Consider the following 17,210-nt stretch of genomic DNA (forward strand, 5'->3'; position numbering starts at 1 on the left):
ATTTGCTTGTTTGCTTTTTAAGAGCGGCATCTAGACTTAATCAAGGTTTTCGGTTCACGAAATTTATCGCAATTTGTTATGTGCACAAACGCTCCTCCTCCTCATCTAAATAAAAAAAAGATTATCCTCCCTTTTTCGTTAGGGGGATAATCTCATTCATTTAATGTTTGACTGGTGTGAAATAAGCATGATACAAACTTTGCACTGCTAAATCTGCGTGACCTGCATCGACCCCAAACATCATGCTCACTTCCGATGACCCTTGGTTAATCATTTTAATATTCACGCCTGCCTCAGATAACGCCGTTGTGGCTCTTGAAGCAACACCTACCGTCCTAGCCATTCCTTCACCAACAACCATTACCATCGCCAAGTCTCGTTCCACGTGGACATCTTCTACTAATAATTCTGTACGAATCTTGTTTAAGACGCGCTCTTCAATCCCATTGTGTAAGTGATGCGAACGAAGGATGACAGACATATTATCGATTCCAGAAGGGGTATGTTCGAAGGAAATTCCCTCTTCCTCAAGAATTTCTAATAGACGTCGACCAAAACCTACTTCGCGGTTCATCAAATATTTCGTAATATTTATGCTGCAAAACCCTTTGTCACTCGCAATTCCCACAACAGGCATCCCCTCTGGTACACGATCAGCAACGATTTTTGTGCCAGGTGATTCCGGTTTATTCGTATTTTTGATACGGACTGGAATTTTCTTCGTAACAACAGGTTGCAACGCTTCATCATGAAACACAGAGAAGCCTGAGTAAGCTAACTCACGCATTTCTCGATACGTAATTTCTTTCATTTTATTCGGATCTTTTACTAGATTTGGATTTACACTATAAATCGAATTCACATCGGTGAAATTTTCATAGATGTCAGCATCGACGCCTGCAGCGACAATCGATCCAGTAATATCTGATCCACCACGAGGAAAAGTAACGATATTCCCAACTTTAGAGTAGCCAAAGAAACCTGGAATGACCAAGATTCCCGTTCGATCTCGTAATTTAGCTATCTCATTATATGCCTCTGGAAGTATTCGCGCATTTCCTGGCTGATCCGTGACAATAATTCCCGCTTCTTGTGGAGAGACATAATGAGCCTCTTCACCAAGCTTTGTGAAAAAGGCAGCCACCAATTTCGCATTTTGGTTTTCTCCACTTGCTTTTAACGCATCATATAAACGTTCCTCATCTTCACGGTATGTTGATATTAACGAAAGGAGGTGTTCCTCAATTTCCGTTAAGAGAGCTTCACCTAATTCTAGTTCTTCAATAATATCAGCAAAGCGCATAAGGACTTGGTGAAGAGCCTCACGTTCATTACCACCAGAATAAACTGCCTCTGCAAGTGATATGAGCAAGTCTGTCGTTTTAATATCCTCATCCGACCGTTTTCCTGGAGCTGATACGACAACAATGCGTCGCTCCTTATCGGCAAAGACAATGTTAGCTACTTTTTTAAACTGGGTTCCATTTGCTAGCGAGCTTCCGCCAAACTTGACCACTTTCATCTTCCCAAAACTCCTTCTTTACATCGGTATTGTCCTCTAGAAAAACACAAATGTTTTTCATAGGTAGAAATGTAAAACAAGTATACTAGAATCGTACGTTATCGGCAATAGAATCGCTATGAAAAAATGTAAAAAGAGAAAATTTACCGTTCAAAAAGCTAAAAAAGAATGTTGCCTTTTTTCAAGACAACACCCTTGTTGATTATTTAACGCTAACTTTCTTTTCAAAGGCGACAACTTGTCCTTTTGCGTCCGACTCAAATGCCGCTTCAAGGAGACGCATGACCCGAAGTACCTCTTCATTTTTCACAAGAACTTCTGTGTTTCCATTGATCGTATCTTTTACATTCAAGTAGAAGTCGCTAATATCTGAATCGATTCGTGGCAAGGGGAGGTGCTTGACCGTCCCGTCATCGTAGCGAGGAGCCATCGTTTTCGTCAAACCAGCTCCAGCCGTAATAGGCTTTGCATCCTTTTGTTCATGTGTCTCCAAATGAACGACTTCCCCTTTCATCGACCAATCATGAATAACAGCAGAACCTTCCGTTCCGTTCACGTACCAAAGAGGAAGGTTGATATAATTATACGTTCCAACTTCAAGAAATGCCGTCTTTCCGCTTTCAAACGTCAGCGTTAATTTAAATCCGTCATCCACTTCATGGTTTCGCACATGATTAAACGTGCAATGAACATCATGAACCTTCTCATTAAACATTAATAGAACGCGGTCAACGAGATGCACGCCCCAATCAAGAAGCATTCCGCCACCATATTCTTTTTCCTGACGCCAGTCCCCAGGAATGCCACGAGAACCATGAACACGACATTCCACATTAAAAATATCACCAATCGCTTTTTCATCGTAGAGTTTCTTAATGACTAAGTAATCTTCGTCCCAGCGACGGTTTTGGTTCACAACAAACAACTGCCCTGTTTCTTTTTCCACTTTGATAATTTCTTCCATCTCTTTGCTGTTCATCGTTGCAGGTTTTTCGCAAATAACGTTCTTCCCTGCTCGCATTGCTTTTACTGCGATTTCTTTATGAATTTGATTCGGCGTAGCAATGAGCACCACATCTACCGCTTCATCTTCTAATACATTTTCTAATTCTGGATAAACATGAAGGTCTTTTGTTCGAGCTAACTCTTCTTGTGATTTACGTATATCGTGAATCCCAACTACTTTAAAACTATCCATCTCCATTAAATGATCAACGTGATGACCACCCATGCCTCCAAAACCAACGACAGCAACGTTACATTTTTGTGTCATAGTTTTCCGTCCTTTCTATTAAGCCCACCACATATCAGAAGGCTGCTCACGAATGATAACATCATCTAAGTTTTTCACCGCACGAGAAAATCCTTCGTCAATGGACATGATTGGATCTTCATGCTCAATGCTTACAACATAATCATAACCATACGTACGCAAGGCACTAATGATATCGGACCATTCTTGCATACTGTGACCACATCCAACAGAACGGAACGACCACGCTCGTGATTGCACCATGGAATATGGCTGCATGTCTGTTAACCCGTGCATGTTCACGTGATCTTGATCAATGTACGTATCTTTTGCATGGAAATGATGAATCGCATTTTCTTTCCCTAATATCTTAATCGCCGCAACAGGGTCAATCCCTTGCCACCATAGATGACTCGGATCCAAATTTGCTCCGATCGCATTCGATGTGCGTTTTCGAAGTTCCAACATCGTATGTGGCGTATGAACTAAAAATCCACCGTGAAGCTCAAGACCAATCTTTACGCCATGTTCTTCGGCAAGCTGACCAATTTCTTTCCAGTAAGGTACGAGTTTTTCTTCCCACTGCCATTTCAAGACGTCGGAATACTCACTTGGCCAAGGAGAAACAGGCCAGTTTGGATGTTTCGCTCCTTCATGATCCCCAGCTGTCCCAGAGAAACCATTTACAACCGGTACATTCATTAATGATGCCAATTTAATTGTTTTTCGCAAAATCTCATCTGACTCTTTCGCAAATGCTTTATCCGGTGTGATCGGATTTCCGTGACAGCTAAAAGCACTAATTGTGATTCCACGATCATCAAGTGCTTTCTGATATGCTTGGCGTGCCTCTTCACTTTCCAGCAGCTCATCTATATTACAATGAGACCCTCCTGGATATCCGCCTGTTCCTATTTCCACTGCATCTAGTCCAGCAGCTTTCGCTGTATCTAGCATTTCTTCAAACGACAAGTCTCCAAATAATACTGTAAATACGCCTAACTTCATATACCTTCACCCTTTCTTTTTTGGCTCTCTTATCGTACCTTTTTTATGTTATTTTATCATCGCTCACATCCTGCGGTTTTTCAACAGCAACACGAATACGTTAGCCTTTAACGGAGTCGAGTTAGTACAATTCTTTTAGAAATAAACTTTTAAAAATTTATTCGTCGATTCTCACGATCGTTTTAGTCTCATTAGATTTTAAAGCAGCCAATATAACGGCTAATGAATTCAGTCCTTCTCTTCCAGATATCGGCGAGGCTTCATTTCGGTCAATCGATCTGATAAAGCGGTGGATGACATCACTGCTCGTTTGACCACCACTATCATTCGATTGAATGCCACCAAGTTTATAATTTACTACTTCTCCTGATTGATACTGTACAATCATCGAATATTCTGGATCATCTTCCAATCGAATGATGCCTTTTTCAGCATAAATCACCGTTGAATTATCTTCATTAGGTACGTATGACCAGCTTGCGGCAAGTGTTCCGATGATGCCACTTTTTGTTTTCAAAACACAGACGGCATTATCATCCACATCACTATTTTCTTTTGCGCTCGTTTCTACAAAAGCGCCAACTTCAACAAATTCTTCTCCTAAAATATAGCGCATCAAATCTGTTTTGTGAACGCCTAAATCTCCTAATGTACCAATAAATGCCTGCTTTTTATCAAAGAACCAGCTATCTTTTCCATCTACACTCCAACCTTCTGGACCACCATGCCCAAAAGCTGTTCGGAAACTATAAATTTTTCCTAGTTCTCCTGAGGCAATTAGTTTCTTTGCTTTTTCATGTGATGGGACAAACCGTTGATTATGTCCGATCATTAATTGCTTTCCTGATTCTTCGGCAGCTTGAATCATTTCTTCTGCTTCTTGTTTAGACGTAGCCATCGGTTTTTCACAAAGAACGTGTTTCCCTGCTTGCAAACTTGCAATTGTCACTGGTGCATGCAACGCATTTGGAAGACATACGCTCACGGCATCAATCGTGTCATCTTTTAATAATTCGCGATAATCTGTATACGGTTTTGCATCATACTTCTCGGACATTTTTATTGCTCTTGATTCTACAATGTCACAAACGGCGGCAATTTCTACATTTTCTTCTGCTTCATATTCTGGTAAATGGCGAAACGATGAAATCGTTCCACATCCTATAACTGCTACTTTAAATGTTGTCATGTTATATCGTCATCCCCTTCAAATTAGATAATCTCTTTTAAATATTTCATACTCATTTCAACACTTTCTAGTGGTGTTCTTCTGGAAACATCTTGTTCAATAACGAACCATTCGATTGGTTGATTCGCTGACAGCTTTGTTAATCCTTCAATATTTACACCACCTGTGCCAAGTTCCGCGAAAAATTTCTCGTCATCTGTTGTCATATCTTTTAAGTGCACAAGGGGTGTTCGTCCGCTGTAACGCTTCACCCATTCGATTGGATCCTCACCAGATTTTTTTAGCCAGTAGACATCTAACTCTGTCATCACTTCTTCCGGATTTGTTTCATCAAAAATAGCCGTTAACGCTTGGCGACCATCTTTCGGTAAAACATCCAATTCAAAATCGTGGTTATGATAGCAAAGGGTGATCCCATGTTCACGACACGTTTGTCCTGCTCCTTTCAAAAAAGTAATAAGTGAAAAATAGGCTTCTTCCGTTCGCTCTTCTTCCATTAAATAAGGCACAACAAGATACTGACTCCCTAATATTTTTTGCTCTTCTATCGCTCCTAGTAAATTTTCTCTTAATACTTCCAACGGAACATGACTAGATGCTGCCTTCAAACCAAGTTCGTCGATGGTTTCTTTTACTTCCTGAACAGTGAGACCACCATACCCTGCAAACTCTACTCCGTCAAAACCTAATTCAGCAACGGCACGAAGCGTCCCTTTAGGATCTTTCGCCATTTCTTCTCTTAATGTAAACAATTGAACTGCAACTTGTGGTTTCTTCATGTAATCGCCATCCTTTTCACGCTTTCGAAAGCGTTATCATTTATTCTAATCATACCTTTGCTTGTCGCTATAAAAAATAGATTATATAATAAAAACATATACTATTTTGCTATCTTAGTCTTAGGAGGGGATGAAATGTCTCTTGAAGTAGGGTTTTGTGGTTATTCGCATCATAAAAAGGGTTATCAAGACCAAAGCCAAGCTGGGTTATCTAGTTACTTATTTCGGTTACAAATTGAAGGGACTGCAACGATCACTCACCATCACAAAACGTACGCAATCAAAAAAGGTGATCTTTTCCTCGGAAAACCTGGAGATCCATACAAAATATTCACTCCAGGTAACCAAGATAGCATCGATTACCATATTTTTTGCCAAGGGTCATGGATTGATGAATGGTGGGAGGAATCGGATCTCCCTGTAACTTCTAGCGTTCATCTTGACGAAAAACTTCTCGGTTTATGGCGCCATTTAACGATTGAAGAACGCCGACCGATTCAAGAAAAAAATCCCGACCTGGCTGGTTATATATTAAAAGCCCTTTGCTTAACAATCGAGCAATCGATTAATGATGTCTCCCACAAGGTTGACCGCCCCTTTATTGTGACGCAAATGATGCGATACATTGAAGAACACGCCACTACTGCTCTGAAAGTGGACGATGTAGCGGAACACGTTAACTTAAGCGTATCTCGTGCAGTTCATTTATTCAAAGAACACACAAAACAAACGATGATTCAATATGCATTAGACATTCGGTTAGCTACTGCTCTGAATCAAATGCAATACTCGTCGATGACGTTAGAACATATTGCCGAAAACTGTGGATTTGGTACATACGCTTACTTCCACCGCGTCTTCAAAAAACATTACGGCCAATCTCCTGGTCATTTTAGACGTCAACAATCATCGTGATGAATTGGCTGATCCGTTTATTATGTAGGGCTGAAATTTGTTTGTTTTGATTGGGGGTAGGGAAGGAATTGAGGTTCTAGATGGTTGTTGCTCTAGTGACCTTTCTTTTACCATAATGCTCGTTTAGGGGCACTAGTTGGTCGCTCTAGTGCCCTTTCTTTAATCAAATTGCTCGTTTAGGGGCACTAGTTGGTTCCTCTACTGCCCTAACTCAATCAAAAATGCTCACTTAGGGGCACTAACTGCTCAGCGAGCTACCAAACCATATAGAGATACCTATATTCCCAATACTAAACCAAATTAAAAGCGCCCGAATAATCGGGCGCCAACTAATTCATCTATTTAGTTTTCGATCGTAACGTCTTGCAGTTGATATAGACCGTTTGGATGCTTCCAGAAGCCTTGAACCTCATCACGCAACCCTACGAGGTACGTTGTGTGGTAAAGGTAAGACATCGGAGCTTCCTCAACTAAAATCTCCATTGCCTCTTTATAAAGTTGTTCACGCGTATCTGGATCTGCTTCTTCACGAGCTTGATCGAGTAGATCATCTAACTCGTCATTAGCCATGAATGAACGGTTACCAGGCGAACCTTGGTTATCAGAATGGAACAATGCATACATACCATAGTCAGCGTCAGCTGTTACAGTAACCCAACCTAGGATGAACATATCGTGCTCACCTTCCGCTGTGTTATCAAGGTATGCACCCCACTCAAGTACTTCGATCTCTACTTCTACGCCAATTTCAGCTAACTGCGCTTGAACAAGTTCAGCAACGTCCATACGCTCACGGCTGTCATTTGTCCAAATTGTTGTAGAGAATCCATCTTCATATCCAGCTTCAGCAAGTAACTCTTTTGCTTCTTCAGGATCGTAAGGAAGACCTTCTACTTCATCTGTAAAACCAAATACTTGTTCTCCAATTGGTCCAACTGCTGGAGTTGCTGTTCCTTCCATAACGCCTTCAATCAAATCGTCTTTATTAATTGCCATTGAAATAGCTTGACGTACCTTAACATCATCGAATGGCTCTTTCTCCATGTTGAAACCAATATAAGATAAACTTAAGCTTTCTTGTTCATAAACATCGATACCATCTGTGTTTTCAATTCTAGCTTTATCACTAGGACTTACTGGGAAAATAATGTGAGCAGCACCTGTTTCTAATTCACCAACTCGAGTTAGATCCTCAGGTACAACTTTGAAAGTAACAGAGTCAACTTTCACTTGCTCTCCCCAATAATCTTCGTTTTTCGTTAAGACAACTTCGTCTCCAGGGTTCCAGCTTTCAAACTTAAAGAAACCAGTTCCGATTGGGTTTTCATTAATGTAATCTCCTGGCTGTCCTCCATCTTCCATTGCCTCATAATCTGCATCAATAATTTCCCCACTCATAATTCCGCCACCAGAGTGTGCAATATGTGCTGGAAGTGGTGCGAAAGGAAATTCTGTTTGGAATTGAACAGTGTAGTCATCTACAACGATAACTTCTTCAATCATGTTGTATAAGAACGAACGCGGTGAAGCAACATCTTCGTCTAATACACGATCGAAGTTCGCTTTAACAACATCTGCATTGAATTCAGATCCATCATGGAATGTGACATCCTCACGTAGAGTAAATTCCCAAACGTTATCTTCGACTGCTTCCCAATCCGTTGCAAGTAGTGGTTCTAACTCAGTATCTTCATTTTGAGAAAGAAGTGTTTCATAAATGTTTGTTTGAATCGTACTAGAAGGAACATCATTTGATCCATGTGGGTCTAAGGCTTCAGCATCAGATAGTGTAGCAATGATTAAATCATTACCTTCCGTAAGCTCATCTGCTTCACCATTATCATTTCCACCATTGTCATTAGCGTCACTGTTATTTTCAGCAGCACTATTACTATTATTGTTGTCCACTGTTCCACCATCATTGTCTGGTTCACTTGCACACGCTGCAAATGTTAACAACATTGACATGGAAAGAAGTCCAACCTTTAAAGACTTACTTTTAAACATGTTTTGTCCCCCTTATTTGTAATTGTTTTGTAATAAAGTCCTACATTACTAAACTACAACAAACTAAAAAAAAACACAATACGAAATAGTCTTAAAATTAAAATTTTTCGAGTATAACGTTTTACAGCGTTAATGTGCAAAAGTTTAAAAAGCTTGAATTAAATTAAGAATCTTCCATTGATAGCGCTTTGACTAGAATATAAAGTTAAAGTATAATTTAAAAATATTATTGTATGAATATAGTATTTTGAAATCTATTAAAATACTTGTGAAAAATTTTAGGAATGATATAATTTCTTCGTATTAGCTTGTTTTTATAGAGGAAAATTTGGAATTAATTATTAGAATATTCTATTTAATGGAAATTATTTGTTTTCCACTATATTCTTATATCAAATTATTTATCAATCGAAAGTGAGGTTAAAAGTATGCCAGAAACAACAGTCAACGTGTCAACTCAAAACACGAAGCGCATTAATCCCCAGTTGGAAAATTTTAAAACCATGTGGAGGAAGCTTAAAACGAACAGAGTGGCGATGGCCGGTGGTATTCTTATTTTATTTTTTATTCTCGTATCTTTTATCGGTCCTTTGTTAACAAGCTTAGATCCAAATTCTCCAGATGTAAGTAGTCGTTTACAAAGCCCTTCATCTGAGCACTGGTTTGGTACTGACAATCACGGAAGAGATATTTTCACTAGAATTATCCATGGAATGTCGATTACTTTATATATCGGGTTCTCTTCTGTAGCAATTGGAATGGTTGTCGGAGTTTTTATCGGAATTATGGCTGGTTATTACGGAAAGAGAACAGATGCGATCTTAATGAGAATTATGGATGTTTTCCTTGCATTCCCGGGTATCTTGTTAGCTCTTGGAATTGTAGCGGTGTTAGGTGGAAGTATTAATAATGTTATCATCGCCATTGCAATTTTTTCTATCCCTGTTTTTGCCAGAATTGTACGAGGTTCTACATTATCAGTAAAAAAATTAGAATACATCGATGCTGTAAGAGCTTTAGGTGCTTCTGATGCTCGAATTATTTTTAGACATATTCTTCCTAATATTTTATCTCCAATTATTGTTCAGGCAACGTTAAGAGTTGCCACAGCAGTATTAACTGCCAGTGGCCTTTCATTCTTAGGTTTAGGGGCACAACCACCTACTCCAGAATGGGGTGCAATGCTAGCTGCAGGAAGAAACTATATGTGGGAATACCCTCATATCGCTTTGTTCCCAGGTCTAGCAATTGTTGCTGTCGTTCTAGCTTTCAACTTATTTGGTGATGGCGTACGTGATGCACTCGATCCTAAAATAAAATCGTAAGAGAGGTGAAGCCCATTGTTTGTTTATACAATTAGACGTTTAATCCAAACAATTCCAGTAATTATAGGTGTTACACTAGTAGTTTTCTTAATGATGCATCTGATACCAGGTGACCCGGCACAGATCATGGCCGGTGAGCGTGCCGATGAAGTTCAAGTAGAGCAAATGAGAGATCGACTGGGGTTAAATGACCCTTACTATGTTCAATACGCTAGTTTTATATCGAATGCAGTTCAAGGAGACCTTGGAAACTCCGTTCGAAGCGGTCGAGCGGTAAGCAGTGAAATTGGCGCACGTTTTTGGGTAACTGTTGAACTAGCTTTTTACAGTACTTTATTAAGTATTTTTATAGGGTTAATCGCTGGAATCGTTTCAGCAACTAGAAGAAATTCACTGTTGGATATGTTTATCATGATTTTTGCATTGTTTGGCTTATCGATGCCTAACTTCTGGTTGGGACTTATGCTCATTCAATATTTCGCTTTAAGGATTGATTGGCTTCCAGTTTCAGGATGGGGCTCTCCAGAACAACTGCTTCTTCCCGTGATAACATTAGGAACAGCAGGTGCAGCAATTATTGCTCGTATGACTCGTTCTAGCATGTTAGAAGTTATTCATCAAGATTACATCCGTACCGCCCGTGCCAAAGGGGTACCAGAACGTTATGTAATTTATAAACACGCATTGAGAAACGCACTAATCCCTGTTGTGACCGTTGTCGGCCTTCAATTTGGTGTATTACTTGGTGGTGCTGTATTAACAGAGACCGTATTTGCTATTAATGGGCTAGGAAGATTCGTTGTTGAAGCCATTCGTATGCGTGACTTCCCTATCGTTCAAGGTTCTGTTCTCGTGTTAGCAATGTTGTTCGTTTTTGTTAACTTCTTAGTAGATCTTTCCTACCGAGTGCTTAACAAACGAATTGAATTAGATTAAATGACACACGTCTAGAAAGGTGGGAAATAGATTGGAAAATCCTAAATCAATTATTAAGGTGGAGGAGTTACAAACATCTTTTTATACTCATAAAGGGGAAATCAAAGCTGTCGATGGCGTTAGCTTCGATGTCCCCAGCGGTAAAACATTAGGAATCGTTGGCGAATCGGGTTCAGGAAAAAGTATCACCTCCCTTTCGATCATGCGATTGCTTGAAGATCCAGGTAAGATCAAAGGCGGTAAAATTACGTTCAATGGCGAAGACTTATTAGCAAAATCAGAAAGTAATATGCGCACGATTCGTGGAAATCGAATTTCAATGATCTTCCAAGAGCCAATGACTTCTTTAAATCCTGTCTTTACGATTGGTGACCAAATTGCAGAATCGTATATGATTCATGAAGGTCTTTCAAAAAAGCAAGCATTAAGAAAAGCTTTAGGTATGTTGGAATTAGTAGGGATTCCTTCTCCTAAAGATCGATTAAAAGCATATCCACACGAGTTGTCTGGAGGTATGCGTCAGCGAGCTATGATTGCCATTGCTTTAGCATGTAATCCAGAGCTTCTTATTGCAGATGAACCAACAACAGCATTAGACGTGACGATTCAGGCGCAAATTTTAAGGTTGATTAATGGTTTACAAGAAGAGCTTGGTATGTCAATGATGTTAATTACCCACGATCTTGGAGTTGTAGCGGAAACATGTGATTACGTTGCAGTAATGTATGCAGGGAAGATTGTTGAATACGCTGATGTAGACACATTGTTTAAATCACCAAAGCACCCATATACAGTTGGCCTTCTTCAGTCATTGCCACGTCATGATATCGATCAAGATGAGCTAAACGTGATTAAAGGGATGGTTCCTAGACCAGATGATCTTCCAGAAGGTTGTCGTTTCGCACCACGCTGCCCTTTTGCAACAAGACTTTGCGAAGAAAAATTACCTTCTTTAGACGATATTGATGATAAAAATCAAGTCCGCTGCTGGATTTATAACGATCAGTGGGACGGCCCGGAGGTGAATGTGAAAGATGACTACAGAACTGCTCAGAGTGACTAATTTAAAACAATATTTCCCGATTAAAGGGGGCATTTTAGGCAGAAAAGTCAATGACGTAAAAGCTGTAGATGACATTAGCTTTTATGTAAATGCTGGTGAAACACTTAGTATTGTTGGAGAATCAGGTTGCGGTAAATCAACGACGGGACGTGCCATCCTTCGATTAGATGAACCAACTGCCGGAGAAGTATCATTTAACGGAAAAGACCTTCTTGCATTGAATAAAAGTGAAATGCGCAAAATGCGCAAGGATTTACAAATTATTTTCCAAGACCCTTATGCTTCCATCAATCCTCGTCAGACCGTAAGACAAGTATTGAATGAGGCGATGGAAATTCAAAATGTGCTTCCAAAAGACCAACGAGAAGATCGTATGATGGAGCTTATGGATACTGTTGGACTAGGTGCTCACCAATTAGACCGCTTTCCTCATGAATTTAGTGGTGGACAGCGACAGCGAATTGGAATTGCACGAGCATTATCTGTTGATCCTAAGCTTATCATTTGCGATGAATCTGTATCAGCATTGGACGTTTCTATTCAAGCGCAAGTATTGAATTTGCTGAAAAAGCTTCAGCGAGAACTTGATTTAACATATTTATTTATTGCCCATGATCTTGGTGTAGTTAGACACATTTCAGATCGAGTAATCGTCATGTACCTCGGGAAAATTGTTGAGGTTGCAGATAAAAAATCTTTATTTGATAATCCAAAACATCCTTATACTAAAACGTTGTTATCAGCGATTCCAGTTCCTGATCCAACGAAACAAAAAGAACAAATCATTCTTAAAGGGGATGTACCATCTCCTATCGATCCACCAACTGGATGCCGATTCCACACTCGTTGTCCATTTGCGACAGATAAGTGTAAAGATGAAGTACCTGAATTGCGTACGACATCAGACGGTATGGTTGCAGGTCACGAGGCAGCGTGCCATTATATCGAGGAAATTGAATCTGGTGAAATGAAAGCAAAAGACTAAAAGCAAGTAAAGGAACACCAGACTGTGGTCTGATGTTCCTTTTGTTTAAGAAAAACTCTCTTTGCTCGTCTCTTTCCTATTACATCCTCGTAGTTAAAAATCAGCAGGTTTCTCTTCAAAATAAAGAATTCGTGTTTTTGTAGCAAGCTCTTCTTCCACATGTTCAAATTCTACTTCGTTAGCTTCAATAGCAGCAACGGCTTCTTCAGGGGCAACATCGTCTTCGATAAAACCGTATCCTACAAGATTCGTTAATTCCGTAAAAATCAACACATCGTAGATTTTACCATGCCTTTCTACGTTCTCGACTAACCTGCTTTTTTCAGCTACGGGGATAATCGCTTCCGTAAATGACGTGATTTCTTCCGCATCGAGAAACAACTTCGTGACGCCTACTCCTGCAGCTAGAACATTTACTTTTATCGGTTTTTTCAAGGCTTGGTATACTATTTTCATCTGTAACTACACGACCTCCTTCTAAACGATATCAATCTGTTGCAAATTCTTTCGCTAACTTTCGTGCTCGATCTTTAGCTTCTTCCAACCGATGAAGCACATCATCAGGAAATGTACTCGTTCCTTCGATGAAAAGGTGATCATACTCTTTCAGCCCAATCAGTCCGAAAATAAGCCGTAAATAGCTGTCGCCATGCTCAAACTTTTGAAGTGGTCCTTCAGAATATACGCCACCACGAGACTGAATATGAACCATTCTTTTGTGCTGCATTAATCCTTCAATCCCTGTTTCCGAAAAACGAAATGTTTTGTCTGGAATAATAAGTTGATCGACATAAGCCTTTACTTGTGGCGGAAAACTCATGTTCCAAAGGGGAGTGACAATGACGATTCGTTCTGCGCGTAGAAATTGCTCCACATAAGGATTTGTTACCTCCTCCATATCACTTGGTTTCGCTTGTCCCTGCTGTTCCCACATAGCTAGTGCCTCTCGCTCTAGCGGAGGAATATTTTCTTTAAACAAGTCCAAATATTCAATGGAATCGTTAGGATTTTGCTCTTTATATGCCTTTAAAAAGGTTTCAGCTAATTGAAGACCATAAGATTGCTTCGTTTCTTTAGGATTAGCCGTCACAAATAATAATGTCATTTTTTCATCTGCCTTCCTCCGTTAATTGCGTAGCTGCTATATTCGATTCATCCCAGTAAATGTCTTCATCAATTTCGTGAGCTATCACTTGGTTTTTCCCTGATTTCTTTGCTAAGTATAACGCGTCATCAGCGTACTTGTGAAAAATTTCAAACGAAATATCACCTCTGGAAGAGAACGCCACACCAATACTCACATTCACGGTTATATTTTCCCCTGATTCTAATGTCATGGGGGTTCGCTCTACTTCTTGGCGAAAACGTTCTGCTAGCGCCATCGTATCACGAAGTGACTTCCCTTTTATAAAAATCGTGAATTCTTCGCCACCAATTCGGCCGAAAATTCCTTCGTTCACAAATGCCTCTCTCATTTTTTCAGAAAAATGAATAAGGACTTTATCTCCCACTTGATGACCAAATGTATCATTTATTTTTTTGAAAGAATCAATATCTAACAACAGAAAAGCACTAATCCCTTTATAATTAGCAGTTTGTTCATAAAAAACATCTAAAAAGTGCATTCGGTTATACAATCCAGTTAAATAATCAATTGTCGCCTTTCGGACAAGTTCATTTTCGTATTTCTTTTTATCTGTGATGTCAGTAAAAATTAATAGTAACCCATCTTCCCTTCCGGCCGACGTTTCAATTGGCAAAAACCTCACTTGAAAAGAAAATACCTGTCCTTGATCCTTTACTTGGAATTCTCCTTGTTTTTCTTCCTTTTGATAAAATTTTACTAACAAATCATCATAATTATTAAAAAATATCGGGACAAACGCTCCCATCATCATCGTATTGTTGTCTGTCTCTAAAAGTTTCAGAATACGCTCTCCAGCAGGGTTTATATCAGTAATGCGATCAAATCGATCAATGACTACAATCCCCTCACTCATTTGTTCAAAAATCCTATCCTTGGCTATAGGAAATACAGACAAAAATTCATAACGGAAAAACACAAAAAAGATGATAAATCCAGCTATCGTGAAACTGACTGCTAACCGACCAGGAAATGGAATTGGCAAAAACGGTAAAATTAATGGTGCAAGAACAGGTATAGAAGTTCCTACTAAAAACAGCAGGTGTCTTCCTCTTTGGTGATTTGAAAAGTTTTTCATATTGGTTAACAATAATAAAACAGCCATTAAAGCCAACAGTTGATAATATGCCATGAATATGACATTTAAAAACGTAGGTTGTGTTGATATTTCTGTAATCGAGCCATATTGTTGTATTCCTACATCTGTCCTCATCAAATGGTGGATTTGATCGGTAAAAACAAGGACAAGGTATACAAAGATGGGGATTGAAAACAGCTTGACCAATCGCACCGTTTGCACAATCTCTTTTCCTACATAATCTCTAGCTAAAGCAAACAAAAACAATGCCCCAAAAAAGATCGCAGGCTGTTGAAAGTTTCGAAGCCACAACATTACTTCAAAAGAAGAAGATAGAAGTTCTGCAGCAGTTAATAACATTAGCCAAAAGGCTAGAAACATGATAACAGTGAAATACCGTCTTCCTGAAGAACGAGGATATTTCATCGTTAGTATACCAATAAGCAAAGTCGCAAAAGCCATTATAATTAAATAATATGGATACGACATACTCCACTGCATAAGCTTCCCTCCTTTTTATCATTCTTTATACTCACTACTAATTATACACAAAAATCTGAATAATTTGGAAAAAGAGTGTTTTAGGTATATCTCGCTTTACATTTATTTTGCTTCCTTTCATCAACGATCCTCTCGCTCTTCCGGCACTATCACACTCGTTTACTTCCCTTCGCTCCGCCGGTACCTTCTGAAAGGAACTATCCTGCTCTCTTAGCGCCTTTCACAACACGCACAAACCGCGATTGTCACTATACTAACTATTCTACTAGTTTCCTTTCCTTGCATCCCTGTAACCAAAAACTCTTCTTCATCTAAACGCATATCAATGTTGATACACGTTTAAATAAAGAAGAGTCACATCCAATCTGTTATTCTACTTTTTCACCTTCGTAATCCGAAATGCCTCCCATAACAATCGTTATGTTATTAGCGTCATAACCTTGCTCAATCATAGATTCCCCTACTTGAATACTGCGATTTTGAGTGTTGCATAAGATGACAATTTCTTCATCTTTTGGTAATTGAGAAGCGTCATCCATCAGTTCACCCATTGGAATGTTTTCGAAACCTTCGATATGACTACTAGCAAATTCATCTTCTTCACGAACATCAATATAATTTACTGTTTCATCCATTCCGCTTCCTTCTACTTCTTCTTGCAATTCCGCTGCAGTCATTTCATTCATATCTCCTGTTGCTTCATTCGTATCCGAGCAACCAGCGACCGCCAAAACCATCATCGTTATCGATAATAAAAACAGCAAACTTTTCATTAATCTCATTCCCTTTATACCGTAAATTATTTCCATATAAATCATAACATTTATTTATAAAAAGTATAAGTGAATTTTTAAAAAGGAAGGTAAGTCGATCGACACTCCATCTTTCCACAACTCTCTCTCCTTAAAGCTATTTTAATATCTTCGACGCTTGCGCAAGACGTTGCAATGAAGTGAAAATTTCTACAGCTAAAAAGACGAGAGCAATCGCAACAAGATATTGTGGGAAAATAATCATTAGTGAGAACAAGATAAACCCCTCGGTACGTTCAGCTAGTCCCGGCTGGTAATAAAACGTTTTGATTCCCTTTTTCTCTGAAACAGCTCCAACAGTTAAAAAAACCGTCATGGCGTAAATGATCGATACACTCAGTAATAATAGGACCCACATTGAATCTGGGTAACGAAACGCTAGCCCTAAAATAACACTAATCTCTACAAGTCGATCAAAACTAACGTCTAACACCGTGCCAAAAGAAGACGTTTTTGTTTGCCTTGCCATTGTACCGTCCACCACATCTAGAAAGCCTGAAAACCACAGGACAGCTAAAGCTATGATTGGCTGATCAAAATATATAAACAGACCTGAGCTAACTCCTATAATAAACGCAATCATGGTGACCTGATTAGCCGTTAATCCCATTTTTAAAAACAAGTTTGCAGACTGTTTTATAAAGGGTTCTACTATATGGCGGGCTTTTGTATCCAACATGACTTCCACATCCTT

The 17,210-nt window shown here is 39.3% G+C and carries 16 protein-coding genes; 5 read left to right on the forward strand and 11 right to left on the reverse strand.

The window, feature by feature from the left end; genetic code table 11:
• Nucleotides 1–160: 160 nt before the first annotated feature.
• From QDN89_RS15750 to QDN89_RS15770, 5 genes are all read right to left on the reverse strand, one after another.
• A complete protein-coding gene (locus tag QDN89_RS15750; protein ID WP_280771122.1) occupies nt 161–1,522 on the reverse strand; it encodes an aspartate kinase in 1,362 nt (453 codons plus the stop codon).
• Between the two features lie 202 nt (nt 1,523–1,724).
• Nucleotides 1,725–2,795 carry a Gfo/Idh/MocA family protein gene (locus QDN89_RS15755; protein WP_280771123.1) on the reverse strand — a complete coding sequence of 357 codons (1,071 nt, stop codon included), beginning with the start codon at nt 2,793–2,795 and terminating at the stop codon, nt 1,725–1,727.
• Nucleotides 2,796–2,813: 18 nt separating this feature from the next.
• The gene (locus tag QDN89_RS15760; RefSeq protein ID WP_280771124.1) at nt 2,814–3,782 is read right to left on the reverse strand and encodes a sugar phosphate isomerase/epimerase family protein; all 969 of its coding nucleotides are present in this window, start codon (nt 3,780–3,782) and stop codon (nt 2,814–2,816) included.
• A 157-nt stretch (nt 3,783–3,939) separates the two neighbouring features.
• A complete protein-coding gene (locus QDN89_RS15765; RefSeq protein ID WP_280771125.1) occupies nt 3,940–4,971 on the reverse strand; it encodes a Gfo/Idh/MocA family protein in 1,032 nt (343 codons plus the stop codon).
• 23 nt (nt 4,972–4,994) lie between these two features.
• Nucleotides 4,995–5,750 carry a sugar phosphate isomerase/epimerase family protein gene (locus tag QDN89_RS15770; RefSeq protein WP_280771126.1) on the reverse strand — a complete coding sequence of 252 codons (756 nt, stop codon included), beginning with the start codon at nt 5,748–5,750 and terminating at the stop codon, nt 4,995–4,997.
• Between the two features lie 135 nt (nt 5,751–5,885).
• Here QDN89_RS15770 and QDN89_RS15775 point away from each other — a divergent pair, with 135 nt between their 5' ends.
• On the forward strand, nt 5,886–6,665 hold the full coding sequence (locus tag QDN89_RS15775; RefSeq protein ID WP_280771127.1) for a helix-turn-helix domain-containing protein: 780 nt from the start codon (nt 5,886–5,888) through the stop codon (nt 6,663–6,665).
• Between the two features lie 342 nt (nt 6,666–7,007).
• Here QDN89_RS15775 and QDN89_RS15780 read toward each other — a convergent pair whose 3' ends face one another.
• Nucleotides 7,008–8,672 carry a glutathione ABC transporter substrate-binding protein gene (locus tag QDN89_RS15780; protein ID WP_280771128.1) on the reverse strand — a complete coding sequence of 555 codons (1,665 nt, stop codon included), beginning with the start codon at nt 8,670–8,672 and terminating at the stop codon, nt 7,008–7,010.
• Nucleotides 8,673–9,100: 428 nt separating this feature from the next.
• Here QDN89_RS15780 and nikC point away from each other — a divergent pair, with 428 nt between their 5' ends.
• From nikC to QDN89_RS15800, 4 genes are read left to right on the forward strand one after another with little or no spacing between them, the layout of a single operon-like run.
• Nucleotides 9,101–9,997 carry a nickel transporter permease gene (gene nikC, locus QDN89_RS15785; protein WP_280771129.1) on the forward strand — a complete coding sequence of 299 codons (897 nt, stop codon included), beginning with the start codon at nt 9,101–9,103 and terminating at the stop codon, nt 9,995–9,997.
• A 15-nt stretch (nt 9,998–10,012) separates the two neighbouring features.
• Nucleotides 10,013–10,933 (forward strand): ABC transporter permease, encoded by a 921-nt coding sequence (locus QDN89_RS15790; protein WP_280771130.1) that lies wholly within the window; start codon nt 10,013–10,015, stop codon nt 10,931–10,933.
• Between the two features lie 31 nt (nt 10,934–10,964).
• On the forward strand, nt 10,965–11,996 hold the full coding sequence (locus QDN89_RS15795) for an ABC transporter ATP-binding protein (protein ID WP_280771131.1): 1,032 nt from the start codon (nt 10,965–10,967) through the stop codon (nt 11,994–11,996).
• On the forward strand, nt 11,968–12,981 hold the full coding sequence (locus QDN89_RS15800; protein ID WP_280771132.1) for an ABC transporter ATP-binding protein: 1,014 nt from the start codon (nt 11,968–11,970) through the stop codon (nt 12,979–12,981). Before QDN89_RS15795 ends, QDN89_RS15800 begins: the two co-directional genes overlap by 29 nt.
• A gap of 93 nt (nt 12,982–13,074) precedes the next feature.
• Here the strand turns inward: QDN89_RS15800 and QDN89_RS15805 are convergent, their stop codons facing one another.
• The 5 genes from QDN89_RS15805 to QDN89_RS15825 all read right to left on the reverse strand — a co-directional run bounded on the left by QDN89_RS15805 (nt 13,075) and on the right by QDN89_RS15825 (nt 17,195).
• Nucleotides 13,075–13,437, reverse strand: a complete 363-nt coding sequence (locus QDN89_RS15805; RefSeq protein WP_280771133.1) for a hypothetical protein — start codon at nt 13,435–13,437, stop codon at nt 13,075–13,077.
• Nucleotides 13,438–13,468: 31 nt separating this feature from the next.
• Complete coding sequence (locus tag QDN89_RS15810) at nt 13,469–14,086, reverse strand: FMN-dependent NADH-azoreductase (RefSeq protein ID WP_280771134.1); 618 nt, start codon at nt 14,084–14,086, stop codon at nt 13,469–13,471.
• A 4-nt stretch (nt 14,087–14,090) separates the two neighbouring features.
• Nucleotides 14,091–15,704, reverse strand: a complete 1,614-nt coding sequence (locus tag QDN89_RS15815) for a histidine kinase N-terminal 7TM domain-containing diguanylate cyclase (RefSeq protein ID WP_280771135.1) — start codon at nt 15,702–15,704, stop codon at nt 14,091–14,093.
• A gap of 368 nt (nt 15,705–16,072) precedes the next feature.
• A complete protein-coding gene (locus QDN89_RS15820; protein WP_280771136.1) occupies nt 16,073–16,477 on the reverse strand; it encodes a rhodanese-like domain-containing protein in 405 nt (134 codons plus the stop codon).
• A gap of 136 nt (nt 16,478–16,613) precedes the next feature.
• Complete coding sequence (locus tag QDN89_RS15825; RefSeq protein WP_280771137.1) at nt 16,614–17,195, reverse strand: CDP-alcohol phosphatidyltransferase family protein; 582 nt, start codon at nt 17,193–17,195, stop codon at nt 16,614–16,616.
• Nucleotides 17,196–17,210: the final 15 nt, after the last annotated feature.

Origin of the sequence: Salipaludibacillus daqingensis, from assembly GCF_029891575.1 — a bacterium.
GTDB classification, from domain to species: domain Bacteria; phylum Bacillota; class Bacilli; order Bacillales; family Salisediminibacteriaceae; genus Salipaludibacillus; species Salipaludibacillus daqingensis.